The following is a 21,928-nucleotide window of genomic DNA, read 5'->3' as shown; positions in this document are numbered from 1 at the left end:
CTCAGGGCAAGTCTTGCTGTGGAGGTGGCTCGTTCCTTGGACGAGGCCCAATGAAGCCACCCAGCCTGGTTTTAATCGACAACGGCCGCCCGTGCAAGACATGGCCGTACAGCACCGCGTTGGCCAGCACCTTTTTCACGTAGTCGCGGGTTTCGTTGAAGGGGATGTTCTCGGCCCAAGCGGCGGCTTCCAGGCGTGGGCCTTCGCGCCAGCGGCGCGGCCGACCCGGCCCGGCGTTGTAGGCCGCCGCCGCCATGGCCTGCGAGCCGTCCAGATCATCCTGGATCAGCTTGAGGTAGCCCGCGCCCAGCTTGATGTTGGTGAGCCGGTCGGTGATGAGATCAGGCGTGTAGTCGATGCCCAGCTTTTTGGCCGTCCAGGCGGCCGTGGCGGGCATGACCTGCATCAAACCGGCCGCGCCCACGTGGGAGCGGGCCGCCACGATGAAGCGCGACTCCTGGCGGATCAGGCCATACATGTAGGCCGGGTCCAGGCCGACGTCCTGGGCGGCGGCCAGCACGTCACGCCGGAAGGGCGTGGGAAACCGCTGGTACAGGTCCACTTCCAGGCGCGTGCGCTCGCTGGTGTTGATGCAGCGGTCCCAGATCTCCAGCTCGCAGGCCGCATCGGCCACGGCCAGCAATTCGCGGTCGGTCAGACCGCCCGCCTTGCCGTAAGACAAGGTGTAGTTCCACTCGCGGGTCGCCTCCGAGCGCCAGCCCAGGGCAAACAGGCGCAAGGCCCGGTCGATGCCCGGAATGGCTTTCGCTTCGGCTTTCTCGACCTCGTTCACCGCCGCCGGCCGGGAGGGCGCCTTGGCGGGCGCGCCGTTCAGGTCTTCGGCGGCCAGCAAGCCGTAAAAGCCCACCGTGCCACTGATGCGCGCCATCAGCTCACGCCCCTGTTGGCGGGCATCGGCCGCCTGGGCGACACCGGGCACCGGCACCGCCGGGTTGGCGGGCCGCGCCATCAAAGCGCGCGCCTTCCAGTACACCCAGGTGGGATCTTGCTGTTGGTCGATGGGCATGGCGTCCACCGCGCGCTCCACCAGTGGCCAGTGTTGCGTCTGGCCCGCCGTGGCCGCCCGCAGCGCCGAGCGGGCCATCCAGGCCAGGGTGTCGCTGGACCAGGTGCGGGCCACGTCGGCGGGGGACAAGCCCCCGCCCACGGCCAGGGCACGTTCATACAGCGCAGGCGCCTCCGGCTGCAGGCGCCAGGCACTTTGCCGCCCCACCTGGGCCCAGGCCCAGGCCGCCTCCTCGGCGGTCAGGTGCCAGCGTTCGCGGGCCTCGGGGTCGTCCAGGGCCGCCGCCACGGCCGCCGCGTCCATCGCCGCCCAGCGCACCAAGGCCAAAAGGTTCAAAGGGCCCTGGATCTCTTTGGGCAAACCGGCCACGGCCGGCGCCACCTGCGGCAAATCGCTGGGCCGCACGATCTTGTTGCGGCCCGATGGGCGGCGGGCCTTGCCCTTGGCCCCGGATCCCAGGTGGGCTCCCGCCTCGCGCTGGGCACGGGCGCCCCCCCTGGCCGCGCCCGCAGACGCGGGCCGGGGAAACAGGTGATCCTTGGGCTGAACCAGCAATCGGCTCACGGCCTGGGCCACGGTGTCGCCCAGCAACTGGGCCGTCTGCTGCGTCACCTTGGGCTTGTCCGCCTCCAGGGACAAGCGCAACTTGCGCCAGACGTCCGTGGTGGTGAGCACGCCCGCCGGGACCAGGGTCTGCGCCATGGTGATGCAAGCGGTGTCAGGGTCTTTTTGCGCCCACCAGGCTTGCCGGGCTTGCTCACGCAGGTCGCCCGGCCCTTCCGGGACGGCGTTGGTCTGCTGGCGGGCCAGCACGCCGTAGCACACCACTTCCTTGTCGTCGTTCATGCGGAAACCCGGCTGAATGCGCAGGAAAGTGGCCCAGTCGCGCCGCTGGCCCAGCACCAGCAACCAGTCATTGCGCAAGCGATCGGCCACGTAGGCCTGGGGCCACCTCGCCAGGAAATCGTCCACCTCGTACACCGAGGCCTGCACCAGGCGGTTCTGCACCGACCAGAAGTCGGCCCAGGGGGCCAGGGGGTGGCGCGCCGCGATCAAGGCGTCGCGGGCCGCCGCGAGCCGCCCGCTGTCGCGCACCCGCAGGGCCTCGCGGGCTTCCACCACGGCCAGATCGTCGATGGCCGCGTGGGCCGCCGACGCCCCCACCATGGCCAGCCCCGCCAGGATCAGCGCCCGCCCCCATCGTCCACTTGGTGCAACGGCCGCATACTCGTTAACTTGTATCAATTGTGTTGCCCTTTTGCCCTTGTCATGACCGCCTCGCCCCCTCCAGCCAACCCGCCCCTTGATCCCCGCAGCGCACTTCGTCATCGGCTGAAGGCGGCTCGCCAAACCTGGGCCGAGAACCCCGCCGTGCTGGCCTCAGCCCAAGCCGCCCTGCAAGAAAACCTGATGAACGTGCTGCGCCAGCTGGAGCCCGAGTGCCTGGGCCTGTACTGGCCCATCCAGGCTGAATTTAACCCAAGGCCCGCCGCCTTGTTGGCGCAACAGACATGGTCGTGCCAGTTGGCGCTGCCCTGGGCGGCGCGCACCACGCGGCAGATGCACTACCGGCCCTGGCAGGGCGAGGAAGTCACCACCCTGGACGAATGCGGCATCCCCAGCCCGCCAGGGCGCCCGTGCGAGCCCGATGTGGTGCTGGTGCCTTGCCTGGGGTTCACGCCGGACGGTTTCAGACTGGGTTATGGCGGCGGCTATTTCGACCGCTTTCTGGCCCAACACCCCGATGTCACCGCCGTGGGCATCGCCTGGTCACAGGCCCAACTGAGCCCGACCGTGTTTAGTTCACAACCCCATGACTTTCCCTTGATTGGCGTTGTTACAGAGTTGCAGGTCTTCAGCGCCTGACCCCCCCGAACCAAGGGGGAGTGCGCGAGAACCCTATACGTTATGCGCCCGGCATGCAGCAAGATGGCCTAACCGTCAAGTAAGACAAAGGGCGTCAGTTCAGAGCCCTGCTTCACTACTACTAAGGAATCGACAAATGAAAGCTCTCAAGCAGTTCAGTTTTGCAGCCCTGGCTCTGGCCACCGGCATCGCCTCGGCCGCCAGTCAACCCTTCGTCGCCACCACGGCTGCCATCAATCTGGATCTGGCCGCCATCAACGCCAACCTGAATGGCTACACCCTGGCTGCCACGGGCGGCGCCACGCTGAACACCACCACCGGCGTGCTGACGGCCAATGTGCAAGGCGTCTCCACCGCCACCAACCCTGGCGCGATGACGATCGACTTCACCGATGCCCAAGGTTTCAACTTCACCAAGCTGGGCAACTTGCCCATCTCTCTGACCAACTTCAGCTTCGACGTGGGCACCAAGGACCTGACCGGTGACTTGGTGATCGGCTCCGGCCTGTTCGCCACCAAGATCCTGAACCAGTCCCTGCTGACCGCCTCCAACGTGAGCAGCAGCTTCGGCACCTCCGTCGGCACCAGCGTTCCTACCTCGGCAACCCCCCGCCTGATCGGCCTGGATGCCAGCGGCTTCGCCTTGTCGAACAGCTTCAAGAGCCTGTTGAGCAGCAACGGCCTGGATCCCGCCCAGGTGGCGTTCGTCGGTGGCCTGATCACCAGCATCAAGATCGGTACCGTGTCCAGCGTGCCTGAGCCATCAACCTATGCCTTGATGGGCATTGGTCTGGTCGGCATGGGCCTGATGGCTCGCCGCCGCAAGGCTGCCAACGACTGATTCGATTCCTGAATCAATCAGCCGCCAAAAGAAAGGCTCCCAATCGGGAGCCTTTTTCATGGCCTGTCAATGCAAGGAAAGGCGCCGCAGCAGCGCCTTCAGAACATCACCAACCCAGCCGTTGGCACAAGGCCAGCACCGAGGTCGATTGGTTCATGGTGTAGAAGTGCAGCCCCGGCACGCCAGCGCGGCGCAGCTTTTCACACAATTCAGCCACCACGTCCAAGCCAAAGGCCTGGATGGAGGCCTTGTCATCGCCATAGCCTTCCAGGCGTGCACGGATCCAGCGGGGGATTTCGGCGCCGCACGCGTCCGAGAAACGCATGAGCTGGGTGGAGTTGGTGATCGGCATGATCCCCGGGATGATGGGGATGCTGACACCTTGCTTGGCCGCGTCATCCACAAAACGGAAGTAGGCGTCGGCGTTGAAGAAATACTGGGTCAGGGCCACGTCGGCACCGGCCTTGACCTTGGTCACAAAAGCCTCCAGGTCAGCCTGCGGATTGCGGGCCTGGGGGTGCACCTCGGGGTAAGCCGCCACCTCGATGTGGAAGTGGTCGCCGGTTTCCTCGCGGATGTAGGCCACCAGCTCGCTGGCGTAGCGGAACTCGCCAAAACCACCGTAGCCGCTGGGCAGATCGCCCCGCAAGGCCACCAGGCGGCGGATGCCCTGAGAGGCGAACTGCGCCAATTGCTCGCGCACGCCGGCCTTGCTGGCACCGATGCACGAGAAATGCGGCGCCGCGTCAAAGCCTTCGGACAGGATGGCCCGCACCGTCTGGATGGTGCCATCTTGTGTGGAGCCGCCCGCGCCATAGGTGACGGAGCAGTACTGCGGCTTGAGCGGGTACAACTGCTGGCGCACGACCGCCAGCTTGTCAAAACCTTCCGGCGTCTTGGGCGGGAAGAACTCGAAGCTCAACGGCAGGGAAGTAGGGGCAAGCGTGCTCATGCTTTTTCAGACTTTCAAGGGAAGGCTCAGGGAGCCGAGGGCGCGGTCGATGAGGACGACGCCCAGATGAAGAACTCCTGGTTGCCATCGCCGCCCGCGATCGGGCTGTTGAAGCCCTTGTGCACGGTCCAACCCAGGTCGGTGCAAGCGCGGCGCACCATGTCGCGGGCCCGCGCGTGCAAGGCCGGATCCTTGACCACGCCGCCCTTGCCGACATTGCCCTTGCCCACTTCGAACTGGGGCTTGATCAGCATCAGCACGTGGCCACCGGGCTTGAGCCAGGTTTTCAGGTGCGGCACCACGCTGGCCAGCGAGATGAAGGACAGGTCGGCCACGATCAAATCGAAACCGTCGGCCGGGGCATGCTCGCGCAAGGTGCTCTTGTCGAGCTCGCGGGCGTGCACCTCTTCCAGCGACACCACGCGGGCGTCCTCTTTCAGACGAGGGTGCAGTTGGCCATGGCCCACGTCCACGCCCACGACCTGGCTGGCGCCGTTGGCCAGCAGCACGTCGGTGAAACCACCGGTGCTCTGGCCCACGTCCAGGCAGCGCCAGTCGGACACGTTCAGGTTGATGTGGGCCAGCGCGCCTTCGAGCTTGAGCCCGGCACGTGACACCCAGCGCAACTCCGCGTCATTGGTGACACGGAACTGCGTGCCGTCAGGCAGATCTTCACCAGCTTTGCGCAAGGTGGTCCAGCCTTTGGGGCTGAGCCATTGCGCGGCGCTGGCGTCAATCAATCGGTGGGCGGCGGAGCGGGTGGGCGCGTGCCCTTGTTGAACGAGGAGTTGATCTGCGCGAGCCATGGCTTCTTTGGTTGATCCAGCAACCACCGCGGAGCCGGCTTGGCCGGTCCGCAGGTGGTGCCCCCTGTGAGGGGGCGGCCGTCAGGCCGTAGGGGGAGGGTTCAATACCTGTAAGTGTCGGGCTTGTAAGGGCCCGTCTTGGGCACGCCAATGTAGGCGGCTTGCTCGTCGGTCAGCTCGGTGAGCTGGGCGTTCAAGGTGGTCAGCTGCAGGCGGGCCACTTTTTCGTCCAGGTGCTTGGGCAACACATAGACCTTGCCGTTGTCGTAGGCGTCGCTGTGAGCGAACAACTCGATCTGGGCGATGGTCTGGTTGGCAAAGCTGGACGACATCACGTAGCTGGGGTGACCCGTGCCGCAGCCCAGGTTCACCAGGCGGCCCTTGGCCAGCAGGATGATGCGCTTGCCGTCCTTGAAGATGACGTGATCGACCTGGGGCTTGATCTCTTCCCACTGGCATTGCGTTTCCAGCTCGGCGACGTCGATTTCATTGTCGAAGTGGCCGATGTTGCAAACGATGGCGTTGTTCTTCATCGCGGCCATGTGCTTGAAGGTGATCACGCTCTTGTTGCCGGTGCTGGTGACGAAGATGTCGGCCTTGTCGGCAGCCCAGTCCATGGTCACCACGCGGAAGCCTTCCATCGCGGCTTGCAGGGCGTTGATGGGGTCGATCTCGGTCACCCAGACTTGGGCGGACAAGGCGCGCAAAGCTTGGGCCGAGCCCTTGCCCACGTCACCGTAGCCAGCCACCACGGCGACCTTGCCAGCCACCATCACGTCGGTGGCGCGCTTGATGCCATCGACCAGCGATTCGCGGCAGCCGTACAGGTTGTCGAACTTGGACTTGGTGACCGAGTCATTCACGTTGATGGCGCGGAACAGCAGGCTGCCCTTGGCGCTCATCTCGTTCAGGCGGTGCACGCCCGTGGTGGTTTCTTCGGTCACGCCGATGATCTGGGCGGCCTTGCGGGTGTACCAGGTGTTGTCCACGGCCAGCTTGGCCTTGATGGCGGCAAACAGGATTCGCTCTTCTTCGCTGCCGGGCTTGTCCAGCACGCTCAGGTCTTTTTCAGCTTGCTTGCCCAGGTGCATCAGCATGGTGGCATCGCCGCCGTCGTCCAGGATCATGTTGGGGCCTTCGCCCTCCGTGCCCTTGGCGCCGAATTCAAAGATGCGGTGGGTGTAGTCCCAGTACTCTTCCAGCGACTCGCCCTTGTAGGCGAACACGGGGGTGCCGGCTTCCACCAGGGCAGCTGCAGCGTGGTCTTGCGTCGAGAAGATGTTGCACGAGGCCCAGCGCACTTGGGCGCCCAGGGCTTGCAAGGTCTCGACCAGCACGGCCGTCTGGATGGTCATGTGCAGCGAGCCGGTGATGCGCGCGCCTTTGAGGATCTGCTTGGCAGCGTATTCCTCACGGATGGCCATCAGGGCCGGCATTTCGCATTCGGCGATCAGGATTTCTTTGCGGCCCCAAGCGGCTTGGGACATGTCGGCAACGACGCAGTCAACGCCTTTGTGGTCGGTGATCAGGGATTTTTGTGGAGCGCTCATGGCGAATTTCCTTCAAGCAACATTGTTTTGAAGCCGCAGGACTGCCAGGGAGGAGGGGAAAAAAGACAACTCACCCAGCGGGACACTTGCGGGTGAGCGCGGTTGCAGGGGAGACACTTTCGAGCCTGGGGTCCGTGCCTTGATGAAAGACGAACCTTGCAACGCTCCTCGAAAGGATGGCCAGTATAGGGCTGTTACATGATTTTTTCCAGCACCCCTCAAATAAGGGGGTCTCGGAGCTAAACAAATTCTCAATTCTTTGGAAAGAAGCCTTTGAAGGCTTGCCGCATGGTGCTTGAAGCGCATGGGGGGCCGTCAGAGTTAACGAGGGCGCGGCGAGGGAGACACCAAGCGGCGCCTTGCACTGCCAAGGAATAAAAGATGACTGCGATCGTTGCTGGCCAAGGCCTGGGTTTGTTGAACACTTCATGGGGTCTGCTGGGCGGACAGGGGCAATTGGGGGTGGCCGGCCAAGGCGCTACGGGCGACAAGGTGCTGGTCAATGCCGCCACCGGCAACCTGGTGGTGCAGCAGCAAGACGAGTGGCTGGTGGGCGTCGGCCCGGACGTGGCCGTCTCGCGCACCTACAACAGCCTGGGCGCAGGCGCGGATGACAACGGCGACAACTGGCGCCTGGGCCTGAACCGGGTCATCAATGGCTTGACTGGCACCATCAACACGGTGGGCAGCACGATCACGCGGGTCGGCGAAGACAGCTCAGAGACGGTCTACACCCACGATGGCAGCCAATACGTCAGCAAGTCCGGCAGCGGCAGCTTCGACACCTTGACGTACAACGCCGACGTGTGGACCTGGACCGATGGCGACACCCAGACCCAAGAGCTGTACAACGTGGTCAGCGGCTTCAATGCCCGCCTGACAAGCGTGATCGACCTGGACAGCAACAAAATCAACCTGACGTACCTCAATGCCACGTCTTACCTGATTACCGAGATCGCCACGTTCTCGGGCAGCACTGCCAGTAACGAGAAGGTGGTTATCACCTACGACACGACCTCAGGCAAGACCAGCAACATCCTGTCGATGACGACCACGTACAAGGATGCGCTGGGCGCGACCCAGTCGCTCAACCGGGTCAGCTACACCTACGAAACCTACAACACCAGCTTCAGCCGCCTGAAGACGGTCACGGTGGACCTCAAGCCGGTCTACACCGGGTCTACCACCACCCACGTGACCACCTATGGTTACATCGACGCGACCAGCAAGCGGCTGGCCAGCATCACCCAAAGTGATGGCAGCAAAGTCATTTTTGGCTATGACACGTCGGGACGCATCCAAAGTTTCACGCAGGTAGCATTTGGACAATCCCAGCTCACCACCTTTGACTACTCGGTCAGCGGCAAGACCACGATCACCGACCCCTTGCTGCAAAACACCGAGCTGAGCTACGGCACGGCTGCGGGCCAGAACCAATACCAGTTGACTCAGGTCAAGACCCCAGCGGTGGGCGGCACCAGCCAGACCACCAATTTTGACTACGACGCCAACGGCAACGTCTTGCACGTGACCGACGGGCGGGGGAGCATCACCACCTACGAGTACGACACCAACGGCAATCGCACCTATGAGCGCGATGCGACTGGCCACGTGGTCGAACGTACGTACAGCGCCACGAACCTGCTGCTGCAGGAGACCACCTACACCGTGGTAGACCCGGACGGCGATCTGGCAGGTTTGCCCAGCGGTGCGCAGACCACCAGCTACGCGTACAACAGCACCGGACACCTGCGCTTTGTGATCAGCCCGCAAAAGCGCGTGACCGAGTACAAGTACAACACCCTGGGCCAGCAAACCAGCATGACCTTGTACGGCGCGGCACCACTGGGCTCGGAGGCCATCACCGACACGGCACTCAGCGCCTGGACGGCCCAGCAGGACCTGACCCGCACACAGCGCACCGACTACACCTACAACAGCCGCTCGCAGCTGGACAAGGCCACGACGTACGCGACGATCAGCAGCGCGGGCGTAGGTGCCTCGCCAGCGGTCACGCAGTATGTGTATGACCAGGCCGGCAATTTGCTCACTCGCATTGACGGTCTGAACCACAGCACCAGCTACACCTACGACGGCTTGAACCGAGTGGTGAGAGAGACCGATGCCCTGGGCCAGCAAAAGCTCACGGTGTACAACGAGTTCATGGGCCTGGGTTATGTGGCCGCCACGATCGAGGTGAATGGGCAAGCCACCGTGAACTCCTACGATGCCCATGGCCGCTTGTTCGCGGTGCAGCGCATCTCGGATGTTGCCAGCACCATCGACTATGGCACCATTGGCTACAGCTACGACAAGCTCAACCGCCTGCGCATGGTGACCAGCGCCACGGGCGAGAAGACCTTCTACATCTACGACGAGGCCAGCCGCAAGGTGGGTCAGATCGACCAGAGTGGCGCGCTCACGCAGTTCATCTACAACGCCGACAACCAGTTGGTGCAGACCAAGCAGTGGGCTAACCCGGTCTCGGCCAATGTGCTCAGCGCGCTGGCCAGCGCCCCCGACGTGGGCAGCCTGAGCGCCACCATCGGCCTGGACGTGCGCCCCATCGCCGATGCGGCCAACGACCGCATCAACGTCAACGTCTACGATCTGGCCGGGCGCCTGGTCAAGACCATTGATGCGGCCGGCGCCGTGGTCACCCACACCTACGATGGTGCGGGGCAATTGGTGCAGACCATTCGCCACAACAACGTCCTCAATGCCACCAAGCTGGCCGCGGTTCGAACGGCAGGCACCGAAGTGCTGGCAGACGACGCCAACACCGTGCCAACGACCAGCATCAATGATCGTTACGAGAACCGCTACTACAGCGCCGACGGCCTGCTCGATGGCGTGCTTGACGGCGTGGGGGCCTACACCGAGAACACCTATGACGCAGCAGGGCGGCTGATCAAGACGGTCAAGTACGCGAACTTGTTCGCCAACGCCAGCGGCGACACACCTGACGCCAGTGTCAAGCCCCAGGCCTATGACCAGCCGCCAACCAGCGGTGACTATGTTTTGCGTGATCCGGCCAATGACCAGGTCACCCATTACCTGTACAACGCCCGTGGACAGCTGACCGGCGTGCTGGACGCCGAGAGCTACTACACGCGCTTTGCCTACGACGCCGCAGGCAACAAGACTCTCACTTACCGCTATACCAACAAGGTGCAAGGCAGCTTTGACGGCAGGACAGCGCCCGCCTTCATCGGCAGCAGTGCCGCAGCACCTGCCACTGGCTCATACATCTACACCAACCCAGAACACGACCACATCGTCAACAGCTTCTATGACGAACTCAACCGTGTTTACTGGATGTGGTCGCGCCCTGAGTACGCCTACACCTACTACGACTACGACACGGCTGGCAACCTGGTCAGCGTGAAAACAGAGTATGTGCTGGAGAGCGCCAAGCAAAGCCGCTACGACAAGCTGGGCCGCCTGACCGCCACCTTGCCGGCCGAAGGCTCTCAAGCACTGCTCGACTGGGTCCGGGCCGGGGTGTATTTGCCAGCCGAGATCGCCGCGCAAACCGAAGTGATCTGGGCCACCTGGGGCACGCACTACACCTACGACAACGACAACCGCCTGACGTCTGCGACCGAGCCTGATGGCTTTGGCGGCCCGGGCCTCAAGACCCTGTACTACTACGACGCGGCCGGCCGCAAGACCGTCAGCGTCAATGCGTTGGGCGAAGTCACCCAGTACACCTACAGCACCTTTGGCCAGCTCACCACCCAGACCCAGGTGGGCAAGCGGCTGGACAGCGCCACGCTCGACGCCTTGAAATCGGCCGGTGGTGGACGGGACACCGCCGTGGCCAGTGCCGTGGCAGATTTGGTCGCCGCCAGCACGGGTACCACCAGCACCCACCGCTGGGGCTACGACCAACGCGGCCTGGTCTCCAGCGTCACCGATGCACTGAACAACGCCAGCACCCGCAGCTACAACGCCTTTGGTCAGTTGTTTCAGTCGGTGGACAAGGTCGACGCCAGTCGGACACGGACCACCACGAATATTTACGATACCAACGGCAGGCGCGTCCGCGTCAGCCAATCTGGCACAGGGATGGCGGGCCGCAATGTCGAATGGGTCGAGCTAGACAGCTTTGGACGTGTGGCTTATAGCTATGACCCTACTTATTCCTCTTCCACCGAGTACCGCCATGACCGCCTGGGTCGCCAGGTACAGATGTACGATCGCCTGGGGGCCTTGAGCGCCACGACCTACGACGCCTTCGACCGCGTGGTCACCACCGCCGACGCCCTCGGCAAGGTCACCAACTACTCGTACGACAGCGCCAACCTGGCGCAAACGATCACCACGCCCGAGGGCATCAGCACAGTCACGGTGCGTGACAACCATGGTCAGATCATCAGCGTCACCGATGGTCGTGGCACGACCACGACCTACACCTACGACCACGACAACCACCTGACCGCCACCACCGTGACGGCAAGTGGGGCAGCGACACCACTGATCAGCACCTCGGCGGTTTACGACCAAGCGGGTCGGGTGTTCGAGACCACAGACGCCCGTGGCACCATCACCCGCACCACATACGATGCCGCCAACCGGGTGCTCACGCGCGTGGTCGATCCTGACGGCACGGGGCTCAAGCTCACCAGCGAATACCGCTACGACGCCAAGGGCCAAGCCGTGTGGGCCAAGGATGCCAATGGTGTGTGGACCAAGTCCGAGTTCAACCTCAAGGGCGAGTTGACGGCCACGGTGGTCGACCCCCTGCTTATTCCCAATCCGGCGGGCAGCACCACCGACTTCGACGACCTGGTGGCCAACACCACCGGCTTGAACCTGCGCACCGAGTACACCTACGACGCGCAAAGCCATGTCCTGACCGTCACCGAAGGGGCGCTCACCGCCCAGGCCAAGCTCACGCAGTACATCTACGACCCGGCGGGCCGGCGCACCAGCGAGATCGTCGATCCCGGCACGGGCAAGCTGAACCTCACCACCAGCTACACCTACGACCGCAAGGACAACGTGGTATCCAGGACCGATGCCGAAGGCAACGTCACCCGGTATGCGTACGACGATGAGAACCGCCTGCTCTACACAGTAGACCCCACCGGCGCAGTCACCGGGACCGAGTACGACGCCAATGGCCGCGTCAGCCGCACCACCGCTTACGCGAACCGGATCGTGCTGAGCGCAGCGCAGGCCTTGCTCATGTCTCCCTACAGCATCTACAGCTTGATCTCCAGGGATGCAGGCAAGGACCAGGTCACCCGCTACACCCGCGATCAGGACGGCCGGCTGATCGACAGCATCGACGCGCTCGGGTTTGTGACTCGCCGGACATACGACCAGGCGGGCAGCGTGACCAAGTTGACCCGCTACGCCCAAGCGGCCAGCACCGTGCTCCAGACAGCCAGCGGCACTGGCGCCATCCACTTCACCTCGCCCGCGATGGACGACCTGGATGCCAACAACCAGGTCGAGCAGACGGTATACGACGCCGCAGGACGCGCCATCTGGAGCATCGATGCTCTGGGTTACGCCACTCAGCGCACCTTCGATGCAAATGGAAATGCCCTCCGCACAACGCGCTATAGCGCGCCGCTGGTGTTCATTAACAGCACGCAGAACTGGCTGAACCAGAACAGGGCGCCCATAGTGGGCATCAGCTTCGTCACTGGCGACAGCACCATTGCAGCCAATACCGAGCACGATCAAACCACCTACTCGATTTATGACGCCGCAAACCGCACCACCTTCGAGGTCGATGCGCAGGGATATGTCACGCAGACGGCTTACGACAACCTGGGCCGCATCTACGGTGTCATGCGCTACGCAGCTCCAGTTGACTATGACTTTGCCATCGGTGGCGACCCACAATTGAGCCCGGACGACCAGGATGCTCCAACGATCTACCTGCGAGACAGCGCTGGACGGGTCACCGACATCATCAATGCCGAGCAGATCGTCACACACCACACCTATAACGCGGCGGGCCTCCTCACCGACGTCACAACTGCGTTCAACGCAGGCCCTCAGGCCAGCACCACACATTACGAGCATGACGCCGCAGGCCGCGTGATCGAGGAAACTCGCGCATATGGCAATCCCGAGCAAAGCACCACACGCTATGTGCTCGATGCCCTGGGGCAACACCTCAAGACCATCCATCCTCGCGGGGTGGCAGCCGCGCAAGAGGTCACGGACCCCGCACAGCAGCAAGCCCGGCTGGATGCCTACACAACCACCCAGGAGTTCGATGCCCTCGGCCGCATCATCAAATCGACCGATGCGCTGGGTCACAGCATCAATTCCCAGTTCGACGCCTTCGGCAATGCCGTCATGGTCACCGACCCCAATGGGAACACAGGCTTCTTCTACTTCGACCAACGCAATCAGGCCACCTTGCACGTGGACCCATTGGGCGATGCCACCGAGACACGCTACGATGGCCTGGGACAGGTGGTCAGCATCACCAAGTACGCCAATGCGACACAAGGCCTCCCCACACCAGGGACAGTACCCAGCTTCTTTGATACCGCCCAGGAAGCCGCCACGTCCGGCTCATCCTTCTACCTGGTCAAAGACGAAGAAAACGATGCCACGACTTGGATCGAGCACGACCAACTCGGCCGCCAGATTCTGCTCACGGATGCCGAGGGCTATTCGGAAGCCATCTCGTACGATGGTCTTGGCAACAAGGTCAGCTTCACCAACAAGCTTTCAGGCACTTACCTCTACACCCACGATCGACTGGGCCGAGTCATCACCGAGACCTCACCGGAACAGTCCGGGGCGCAGGATGTCGTCACGCGATTTTTCTACGATGCACGCGGCAACGTGGTCCAGAAGATCGAGGCGGAACTACTCCCCGAACAGCGCGTCACGACCTACTTCTACGACCTTCTTAACCGCCAGACAGAGCAGCGCGGCGAAGCCACTCTGCTCTTCGACACCAAGACCGGTATCCACGCCTATTGGGAGCCCTCTGACAGGCGCCTCTACGACACCCGTGGAAATGTCGTTGAGGCCATCGATCCCAACGGGGTGCGTACCCTGAACTATTGGGATGCGCAAGACCGCAAGATCGCCGACATCAAGGCCGGCACCTTGACCACCTACGAGTACGATGCCGGAGGCAATCTGACCCGTCGGGTCGTTCATGCGCAGCAACTGCCCCTGCCGGAACAGGCCGGCGGCTCACCGCCCAGCGCTTTGCTCAACCGAGGTCATCAGGAAACGCGCTACACCTACGACGCCAACCACCGCCTCGCCACCACCACGGTCACTGGCTTGCCAAGCAATTCCTTGCTGAATGATGCCACCGCCAACGTCAGCCAAGACTCGTGGATGATCACTGGCCTTCTGGATGGACAGCTTGACAACACCCAGTTGAACCAGGTATTTCACGACGATGATCAGGCCATCCTGGGAGGCCGCACCCTTGAGCTGATCCAGCAAGACGACAACCCTGGGCGTTCCCTCCAGGCGGGCAGCGGCAAGATCGATGTTCGGGCGGGCTCGTCCTACCAGGCCAGTGTGCAGATGGCCACGCATCAAAGCACGGCGACACTGCAGATCATCTGGTGGAATCAAAACGGGGTAGAAATCGGCCGGTCCAGTTCGCAGCCATTGACGTCGCCGGACGGCCAGTACGCGGCCATCGGCATCGACGCGATCGCGCCGGCCAACGCGGTACGGGCATCCTTGGTGATCGTCAAGAACGCCACACTGTCCGGCCACGCAAGCAGCAGTGTCACCTTCGGACAACCCTACTTTGCCCAGGCGCAGCCAGCTGGCATATACGTCGGGGCTGTGAACACCACAACCGGCAACTATGAGATCCGCCTTCTAGAACTCGTCACCTCGCGGCAGTACGACGCCAGTGGCAACCTGGCCAAGGAAACCGATGCCAATGGCAATGTCACTTGGCGCTTCTACGACAAGCTTGGCAAGCAAATTGCGCAACTCGATGCCGACCGCTACCTGACCACCTGGACGCGAGATGGCAACGGCAACATCCTCGAGGAAAAACGCTTCGAAAAGCCCCTGCCGCCAAGCGTCCCTGTCACACTGGATTCGTCTCCAGCCTCATTTGCCACTTTGGTATCGGCACAAGGCGGAGCACGCACCACCACCAACAGCTACGACAAATTGGGGCGACTGCGCCAGCAAACGGTCCACGATGTGCTGTCTTCCACAGTGGACACCGGCACAGGCCAAGTGACCACCACCACGTCCGATGCCGTGACCCAGTATCGCCATAATGGCTTGGGCATGGTCACCTGGCAAAAGGCTGCAACGGGCGAGGAGCTCGATTGGCATCATGACCAACTGGGCCGGGAAACCAGAAAGCTAGGCGCGACCTTCATCGACCATGAAGGCGACACCGTGCGCCAGACCACAGGCACCGAGTACAACGGCCTGGGCTTGACGAGACGGACCATTGAACTGGGCAAGGATGACGAGTCAAGCGGCGACGACAGCATCACAGAATACGCGTATGACCAGAATGGCTGGCTGATCAGCAGCACCACGGCCATGAGCGAAACGCAGGCTGCCGTTGTTCGCTACCAATACGATGCGGCTGGGCGCGTCACTGTCAAGAGCACGCCCCGCCACAACTCGAACGGGTGGTCTTACACCGACGTGATCTTCTACACCTACGATGAGGCAGGCCACCAGACGAAGCAACAGTCTGTGACATTTGCCGGCATGGTGCCTGATGTCCAATCCTTGCCGGCCACTGGCAGCGTCATCCAGACGCAGGAGGCCCGGTATGACGCCTATGGGCAGATCGTCGCCAAGCGCACTTATGGCGACGCCCTACCCACGCTCTACACGGCTGAGCACCGGGGCGCCTGGCAAGAATGGTTTGAATACGATGCGGCAGGCCGCATGGTCAAAACCAATGGCCAAAGTGGTGTGGAGCGGGCCTATTTCTATGATGGAAATGGCAACTCGACGTTGTTGGTCGAACCCGGCACAGTCGTTGCCAACTTCAACGGTAACTCCAATGAAGTTGAGCGGGATTGGTCTATTCAAGGCCTGCTCAAGGACATGGCAGGTACCTATCAGACGATCTCGACCTACGACGGTCGAAATCATCTGAAAGGCAGCTACCGACCGATCCAAACCCCGGCACGCGATGCATTGAGTCCACCACCATTGACGATTAAAGCGCCAGGGAACGCGGCCAATCACATCATCACGGTTGGCTCCATCAGTGGAGGCGTGAACAACCTCGGATGGGCAGGCACCAATGATGGCGGATCCTCTACCTCGGTCGTCAGCGGCACCGCCGTTTTATCCGGCGTGCGCCCTATTGAAGTGCTGACCTCGGTAAGCCCCGAGTACATGCCGAGACTGGGGCAACCCGCTTCGGGCGGCGATGTACAACTTTCAGTTGGATGGCCAGAGACCTACCTGGGCGCAGGCAGCTACTCTGTCAAGGTCACCTATTCGGTCTACCAAGCCAACCATTCTGTTTTGTGGGGCTCATCCGACCCTGCAGAAGATGAGCCGACTGTTGGTCAGCACTATGAGAATATTACTGACGAGTACGTCGTGCAGAACGGGGAACTGTCCGCCACGTTCACACGAGGCAAACTGGATCACCCCTATGGTTGGGCTTATTTTTACAATGCCACGGTAGAGGTTTACAAAAACGCCCCGACCGGGCGTGTGCTGATCGGCACCGTCGTGACCGACCCGACCTTGGTCAAGGGACACACGCAAAGCTCCGATGACGACGACCCAGGCACCGGTTCAATGCTGTTTATTGATCACTACAGCGGCGCCGCCAGCCAGGGCGAGGCTGTCAGTGATGAGCATCGCATCCACATCAAAGGGCAGGAGGGCGATACAGCCCACGTGTTTGTCAACTACCGAAACACCGCAACACAGGGCGCGCCTTGGTCCAGTGTGGTCTTGGGAGCTGGTCAGAAGCTGGGCCAGGGTTGGTTTGCCATGGACTACAGCGCGTTGGCGTCAGGCACCTACGAATTGCGCTACATCTCGCTGGATGCCAATGGGCATGTCCTCAACGATCAAAGCGGTAATCTGCGTATCGACGGTTCGAATTCGTACTTCCAGCAATGGAACCGCCTCAGTGCGCCCAAGGTCACGTATTTCACCGACGATCAGGGGTTTGTCAACATCCCCAGCCAGGACCTGGCGGCCAATAGTGCGGTCCTCTCTTACCTGAATGAGCAAACCGGGTCTTGGTCCTCCACTGTCCTGAGCACTGGCAGCAGCATTCATGGCCTCTCGCTGCCAGGATGGTTACGCTTTCAGCCCACCGGCCCAGGCGTAAGTTTCTTGATTGAGTACAAGGCCAACGCCGATGGCAGCGGCGCTTCGTTGGGCAAGATGTTCGGCACCGTCGATTCACTGGGCGACGCCCGGCTGCAGGACTACGCTGATCTGCCTTATTCGATCCATTGGCAAAACCTGCCCCTGGATACAAGCCAGGCAGTCCTGAAGTACAAGCCGCAAAGCGGCAACATCTGGACCTCGGTGAATCTAAGCCAGGATAGTCCTGGCACGTTCACATTGGACACGCTTCAACTCCTGCTGGACATTTTCATGTCCGGCAGCACCGAGCAAACACTCGATCTGCAACTGGATTGCCATGACCAGACCGGAAGGCTAGTGGCAAGTAACGCAAGCCAGCTTTTATTCAATCTGGGCAGCGTGCAGGTGATCCCCGGAGTCCTAACGCCTCTCCCGCCTGAGCACTTGACACTTCACCCGCCTTTCGCCGCGGCCACGACCCTGCATATTCACTACAGGACGGTGGGCGCGACTTCGTACACCAGCGCCACGGTCGACAAGGGAAGCCATGGTCTGTTCACCATCGACTTGAGCGAGCTCATCCCAGAAGGCGGATCAACCCAGGTCGAGTACTACTACGAGGCCTACGATGGCGCAATTTTGCTGTCGACGCCTGATGCGGGCGCACCAGCGTCCGTGCCCAGCAGTTTGCAGCCTGGCTCATTCGCCCTAACTTCAACTCTCACGACCGAGGCCGACGCCATTTTGCTTGGCGTGGCCAACCCAAAGCAAGTTTCGCATCGCTCGCAAAAGGTCAATGCATTCGGGGAAGTGGTGGAGCAAACCAATGCGCTGGGCCATGTGACCACCTTGAGCTACAACACGATGGGCAAGCTGGTAGAAAAGCTGGAGGCCGAGACCAACGTGACCCTGGAGGACGGGCAGACCGTGAAGCAACGCCCTAGCACGCGCTATGGCTATGACCTGCAGGGGCGTTTGGTCACGACGGAGGATGCCAACCACAACCGCACCAGCCAGGTGCTCAAGGCTGGGGGCAGCGGCGAAGAAGTGGTGCTCAAGGAGTTCCATGCCGATCACGCCACCAAGGTCTATGGCTACGACGTGCTGGGCAATCAGCGTCGGGTTGACAACGAGTTGGGCTTTCGCACCACCTTCGAGTACGACAAGATGCACCACGTGACCAAAGTCTTGCGCCCCATGCGTGACGACGGTAAACAAGGCTGGGACGAGTACGACTACGACGAAGTGGGCAACCGACTGGCCCACCGCACCACGGCCACGGGAAGCGATGTCGTGTCCGAGCGCACTGACTACGATGCATTGGCCCGTGTGGTCAATTCTTGGAGCGGGGCAGGTCATCTCACCAGCATGGCCTATGAAGAGGGCATTCTCAGCGGCGGGCTGTCCCCGTGGGGCACGCGAACCACGACGACCGACGCCAATGGCCGGCGTTTGATCGACGAGATGGATGCCTTCGGTCGCGTTTCTAAACACACCTACCTGAATGGCAACCAGAGGTACTACCGCTACGACCTGGGCGGCCGGCTGATCCTGGAAAGCCACACGACCGAGTGGTATTTCTTGCGCTACACCTACTACGGTGATGGCCAGTTGCAAAGCATCATGGACCGGGACAATGGCAACTCGTCCGTCTATGAATACGATGCTGAAGGCAATAAGACTTTTGAAGGCTATGTCAGGAATTCCGACGCCACCTTCTATCAAATGGCAGAGATTCGCTACGACGAGTTGAACCGTATGACATCCATCAAGGATGCGCAATACGAATTGAGTTATCAGTACGACGCCGTTGGCAACCGCAGACATGTCTCCAGCCAAGTCTATGGCGGCTTGGCCAATGACTACTGGTACAAGTATGACTCCATGAACCGCTTCGTGGTGACGATGGGCCAGCTCAGCGGTGTTGCTGGCGCCGCAGGCACCACCATCACCAAGGGAAGCTCTGGCGATGGCCTTGCCATTCAGTATGACGCAGCAGGCCAACGCGCACAGGTCGACACGGCCCGTGACGGTCACAGTGAGAAGTACAGCTACACGGCAGAAGGCTACCTGCAAGACGTCACCATTCAGTATGCCGGGGGCAGCGGATACACCCTTGCTTCAAGCCGCACCAGCGATTTGATGGGCAGGGTGACCCACTACGTGGAGGGCTCAACCGTTCGAGACTTTTTGTACAACCTGGACAACAAGGTCTGGCAGGACACCACCAATGGCAAGACCACGACCTACAACCTGATGGCCGACGGCACGGTGAATTACAGCGTTTTGGTCGATGGCGCCACGACGGTCACCACTTATTACGAGTACGAGTGGTGGGAAGCTGCGAGGCAGAGCGAGATCAGGATCCAGGCCAGCAACAGCAGTGTGCGCGGCTGGGCACCCGGCGCATCTCACTTTGTCTACGATAGCCGAGGCACCCTCGTCGAAGCCGTTGATGAAATGGCAACTGGAGGCCCACGCCGTTTGCGTTATGTGACCAACGCGCAGGGCTTGATTCTCATGCGCGATGAATTGGGCGCGGGTGGCTCGATCAACAAGACGCAAACTTACTTCTACGTGAACGGCCAGCGGGTGGGCGAAGCCGGCAACGATCCGGGCACCACCTCCATTGACTACGCGCAGGCTCTCGCGCAAGGCTCCAATCGCTCATACAGCAGTTGGCGGCCTCAGGCCAATGCCGATTTTGACCAGAACTACCTGGCCATCAACGCCAGCTACCCTGGCTTCACGTCCAGCGGCTACACCGTCAAATCCAGCTCCGAGACGCTGCAAAGCGTGGCGCTTGCGGTTTTTGGGGACTCCAGCCTCTGGTACCTCATCGCCGAAGCCAACGGCATGAGCAACAGCACGGACTTGGTCGAGAACCAGAACCTGGTGATTCCAAACAAGGTTGCCAACGTCCACAACAACAACCTGACCCACAAGGTCTACAACGCCAGCGAGGCGATGGGCGACACATCACCCACGCTGCCGGATGCACCGCCGCCGCCTAAGCCCAAAAAGGGCTGCGGGGTTTTGGGGACCATCATCATGGTCGTTGTGGCGGTCGTGGCATCGGTCGTGACGGCTGGCGCAGCTCTGTCGGTCATTGCCCCTGGCTTGACTGCCGCCACGGCCTCCGTAGGCTCAGTGATGGCCGCAGGTGCGATTGGCGGCGCTGTGGGTTCAGTCGCCAGTCAATTGGTCGGCATGACCATAGGCGCTGTCGATAAATTCTCTTGGTCCAGCGTGGCACAGGGGGCCATCGGCGGCGCCATCGGGGGGGCCGTCAATGGGATCGGAAATGCATCTGGCCCACTCAGTGAAACCCTTTCCATCTCCGGCGGAGGCATGGGTAATGCCATACTTCGAGGCATCACCGCCAATGTTTTGACACAAGGCGCCTCCATGGCAGTCGGCTTGCAGAAGAAATTCAGTTGGACATCCGTGGCCTCAGCTGCTGCCAACGCTGCTGGCAGCATGGCAGGGGGATGGCTGGCCAATAAACTTGGCGATGACTTACTTGGCGGCACTGCCGGGTTGGTTGCGCGCCAGACCCTTCAGGGCGTTGCGGGAGGCTGGGCCGGTTCCATGGCGCGCCACGAGAAGGCCGATTGGGGCAGTATCGCGATTAATGCATTTGGCAGTGCCTTGGGGGACTCTCTCGCGGGATCCATTGCAAGCAACGACCGCGATCAGCCGAAGACGGCGAAGATCCATTCTTATCGCACGAGTGATGTGGGCGAGAGTTTCAATTTTATGCCGCTAAAATCTGGTGAAGGCGTATTTAATATTCCTGATATTGATTTCGATATGCCTTTCGGAGCTTCTGAAGATCCGGGCGTTGATCAAAATATTGCCGATTTGAGTCATGCATTGTATCCGAAAACGGGCATTGAGGATGCTTATCAATTGGTTGCTGGTCCTGCTGAGGGCGTGTTCCGCGATAATATTCGCGATGGGAATTTGTTCATCCGTGACAGCAAGTTCGACACTAAGCTGGAGAAATTTGGTGAGAACTATGGTTGGTTTGAGAAGGCGGTTGGAAAGATAGCCGGATATTTTGATGACAATAGTTCTGATGGAGCGTGGGCGAAAGTTCGGGATTGGGAGGTTCGAAATCCTGAGAACCCAAAGGAGTTCATTAGACTTGGGGACATTGATAGCGATGCGCATCGGGGGGAAATGTCGGCGCTGAAGAACTTCATGATGCAAGTTCCGGCAGATGTTGACTTCAATGAGAAAAATATGGCGAGTATGGTCAATGGGTTTCGTGGATACTTTGACAAGCATATACGGGATCAAATTAATGCGTCTTCTTCTGGCTTAACTGGTGGTATACCATTTTATGGTGCCGGAGCAGACCCTTCCCTTAAAGGGTTGATAGAGTTAGGCGTTGATGCATACTCTGCAGTATTCGATGATTCGCCAAAACTGGCGTACTTGACAAATGAAATGATGAATAAATCGGGGATCAGGGCGCAACTCGATGGCAAAGCATCTGGGCCTCAAATATTTGACAGAAAACTTTACGAAACCGCCTATGGGAAACCATCTGGTGGATGGGATAAATACCCTGCCTGGGAAATCAAGCCGCCTAAGAAATGA

At 61.1% G+C, this 21,928-nt stretch carries 7 protein-coding genes and 1 riboswitch; of the genes, 3 read left to right on the top strand and 4 right to left on the bottom strand.

Annotated elements, in window-relative coordinates; all coding sequences use genetic code 11:
• Position 1 precedes the first annotated feature (1 nt).
• Complete coding sequence (locus Q7V20_RS17745) at positions 2–2,194, bottom strand: lytic transglycosylase domain-containing protein (protein WP_304794258.1); 2,193 nt, start codon at positions 2,192–2,194, stop codon at positions 2–4.
• A 102-nt stretch (positions 2,195–2,296) separates the two neighbouring features.
• On the opposite strand from Q7V20_RS17745, the gene Q7V20_RS17740 reads away from it, so the two are divergent.
• Both Q7V20_RS17740 and Q7V20_RS17735 read left to right on the top strand, forming a co-directional pair.
• Positions 2,297–2,893, top strand: coding sequence for a 5-formyltetrahydrofolate cyclo-ligase (locus Q7V20_RS17740; protein WP_304794255.1), 597 nt, complete (start codon positions 2,297–2,299; stop codon positions 2,891–2,893).
• Between the two features lie 136 nt (positions 2,894–3,029).
• Entirely contained in the window at positions 3,030–3,734 is a 705-nt protein-coding gene (locus Q7V20_RS17735) for a PEP-CTERM sorting domain-containing protein (RefSeq protein ID WP_304794252.1), read from the top strand.
• A gap of 106 nt (positions 3,735–3,840) precedes the next feature.
• On the opposite strand, the gene metF is transcribed toward Q7V20_RS17735, so the two are convergent.
• The 3 genes from metF to ahcY all read right to left on the bottom strand — a co-directional run bounded on the left by metF (position 3,841) and on the right by ahcY (position 7,042).
• On the bottom strand, positions 3,841–4,686 hold the full coding sequence (gene metF, locus Q7V20_RS17730) for a methylenetetrahydrofolate reductase [NAD(P)H] (protein ID WP_304794249.1): 846 nt from the start codon (positions 4,684–4,686) through the stop codon (positions 3,841–3,843).
• A 26-nt stretch (positions 4,687–4,712) separates the two neighbouring features.
• Entirely contained in the window at positions 4,713–5,492 is a 780-nt protein-coding gene (locus tag Q7V20_RS17725) for a TlyA family RNA methyltransferase (RefSeq protein ID WP_304794246.1), read from the bottom strand.
• A 101-nt stretch (positions 5,493–5,593) separates the two neighbouring features.
• Positions 5,594–7,042 (bottom strand): adenosylhomocysteinase, encoded by a 1,449-nt coding sequence (ahcY, locus tag Q7V20_RS17720; protein ID WP_304794243.1) that lies wholly within the window; start codon positions 7,040–7,042, stop codon positions 5,594–5,596.
• Between the two features lie 87 nt (positions 7,043–7,129).
• Positions 7,130–7,218: riboswitch (S-adenosyl-L-homocysteine riboswitch) on the bottom strand.
• Positions 7,219–7,423: 205 nt separating this feature from the next.
• On the opposite strand from ahcY, the gene Q7V20_RS17715 reads away from it, so the two are divergent.
• Positions 7,424–21,928, top strand: coding sequence for a hypothetical protein (locus Q7V20_RS17715; protein WP_304794240.1), 14,505 nt, complete (start codon positions 7,424–7,426; stop codon positions 21,926–21,928).

The organism is Aquabacterium sp. (assembly GCF_030652515.1).
Lineage (GTDB): Bacteria > Pseudomonadota > Gammaproteobacteria > Burkholderiales > Burkholderiaceae_C > Aquabacterium.
The sequence above is the reverse complement of the archived record's forward strand: the minus strand, read 5'-3'. Positions and strand labels throughout refer to the sequence as shown.

Excerpts from the sequence above, each read along its gene's own strand:
- Q7V20_RS17745 (WP_304794258.1), bottom strand. The coding sequence starts at position 2,194 with ATGGTGGGGGCGTCGGCGGCCCACGCGGCCATCGACGATCTGGCCGTG.
- Q7V20_RS17740 (WP_304794255.1), top strand. The coding sequence starts at position 2,297 with ATGACCGCCTCGCCCCCTCCAGCCAACCCGCCCCTTGATCCCCGCAGC.
- Q7V20_RS17735 (WP_304794252.1), top strand. The coding sequence starts at position 3,030 with ATGAAAGCTCTCAAGCAGTTCAGTTTTGCAGCCCTGGCTCTGGCCACC.
- metF (WP_304794249.1), bottom strand. The coding sequence starts at position 4,686 with ATGAGCACGCTTGCCCCTACTTCCCTGCCGTTGAGCTTCGAGTTCTTC.
- Q7V20_RS17725 (WP_304794246.1), bottom strand. The coding sequence starts at position 5,492 with ATGGCTCGCGCAGATCAACTCCTCGTTCAACAAGGGCACGCGCCCACC.
- ahcY (WP_304794243.1), bottom strand. The coding sequence starts at position 7,042 with ATGAGCGCTCCACAAAAATCCCTGATCACCGACCACAAAGGCGTTGAC.
- Q7V20_RS17715 (WP_304794240.1), top strand. The coding sequence starts at position 7,424 with ATGACTGCGATCGTTGCTGGCCAAGGCCTGGGTTTGTTGAACACTTCA.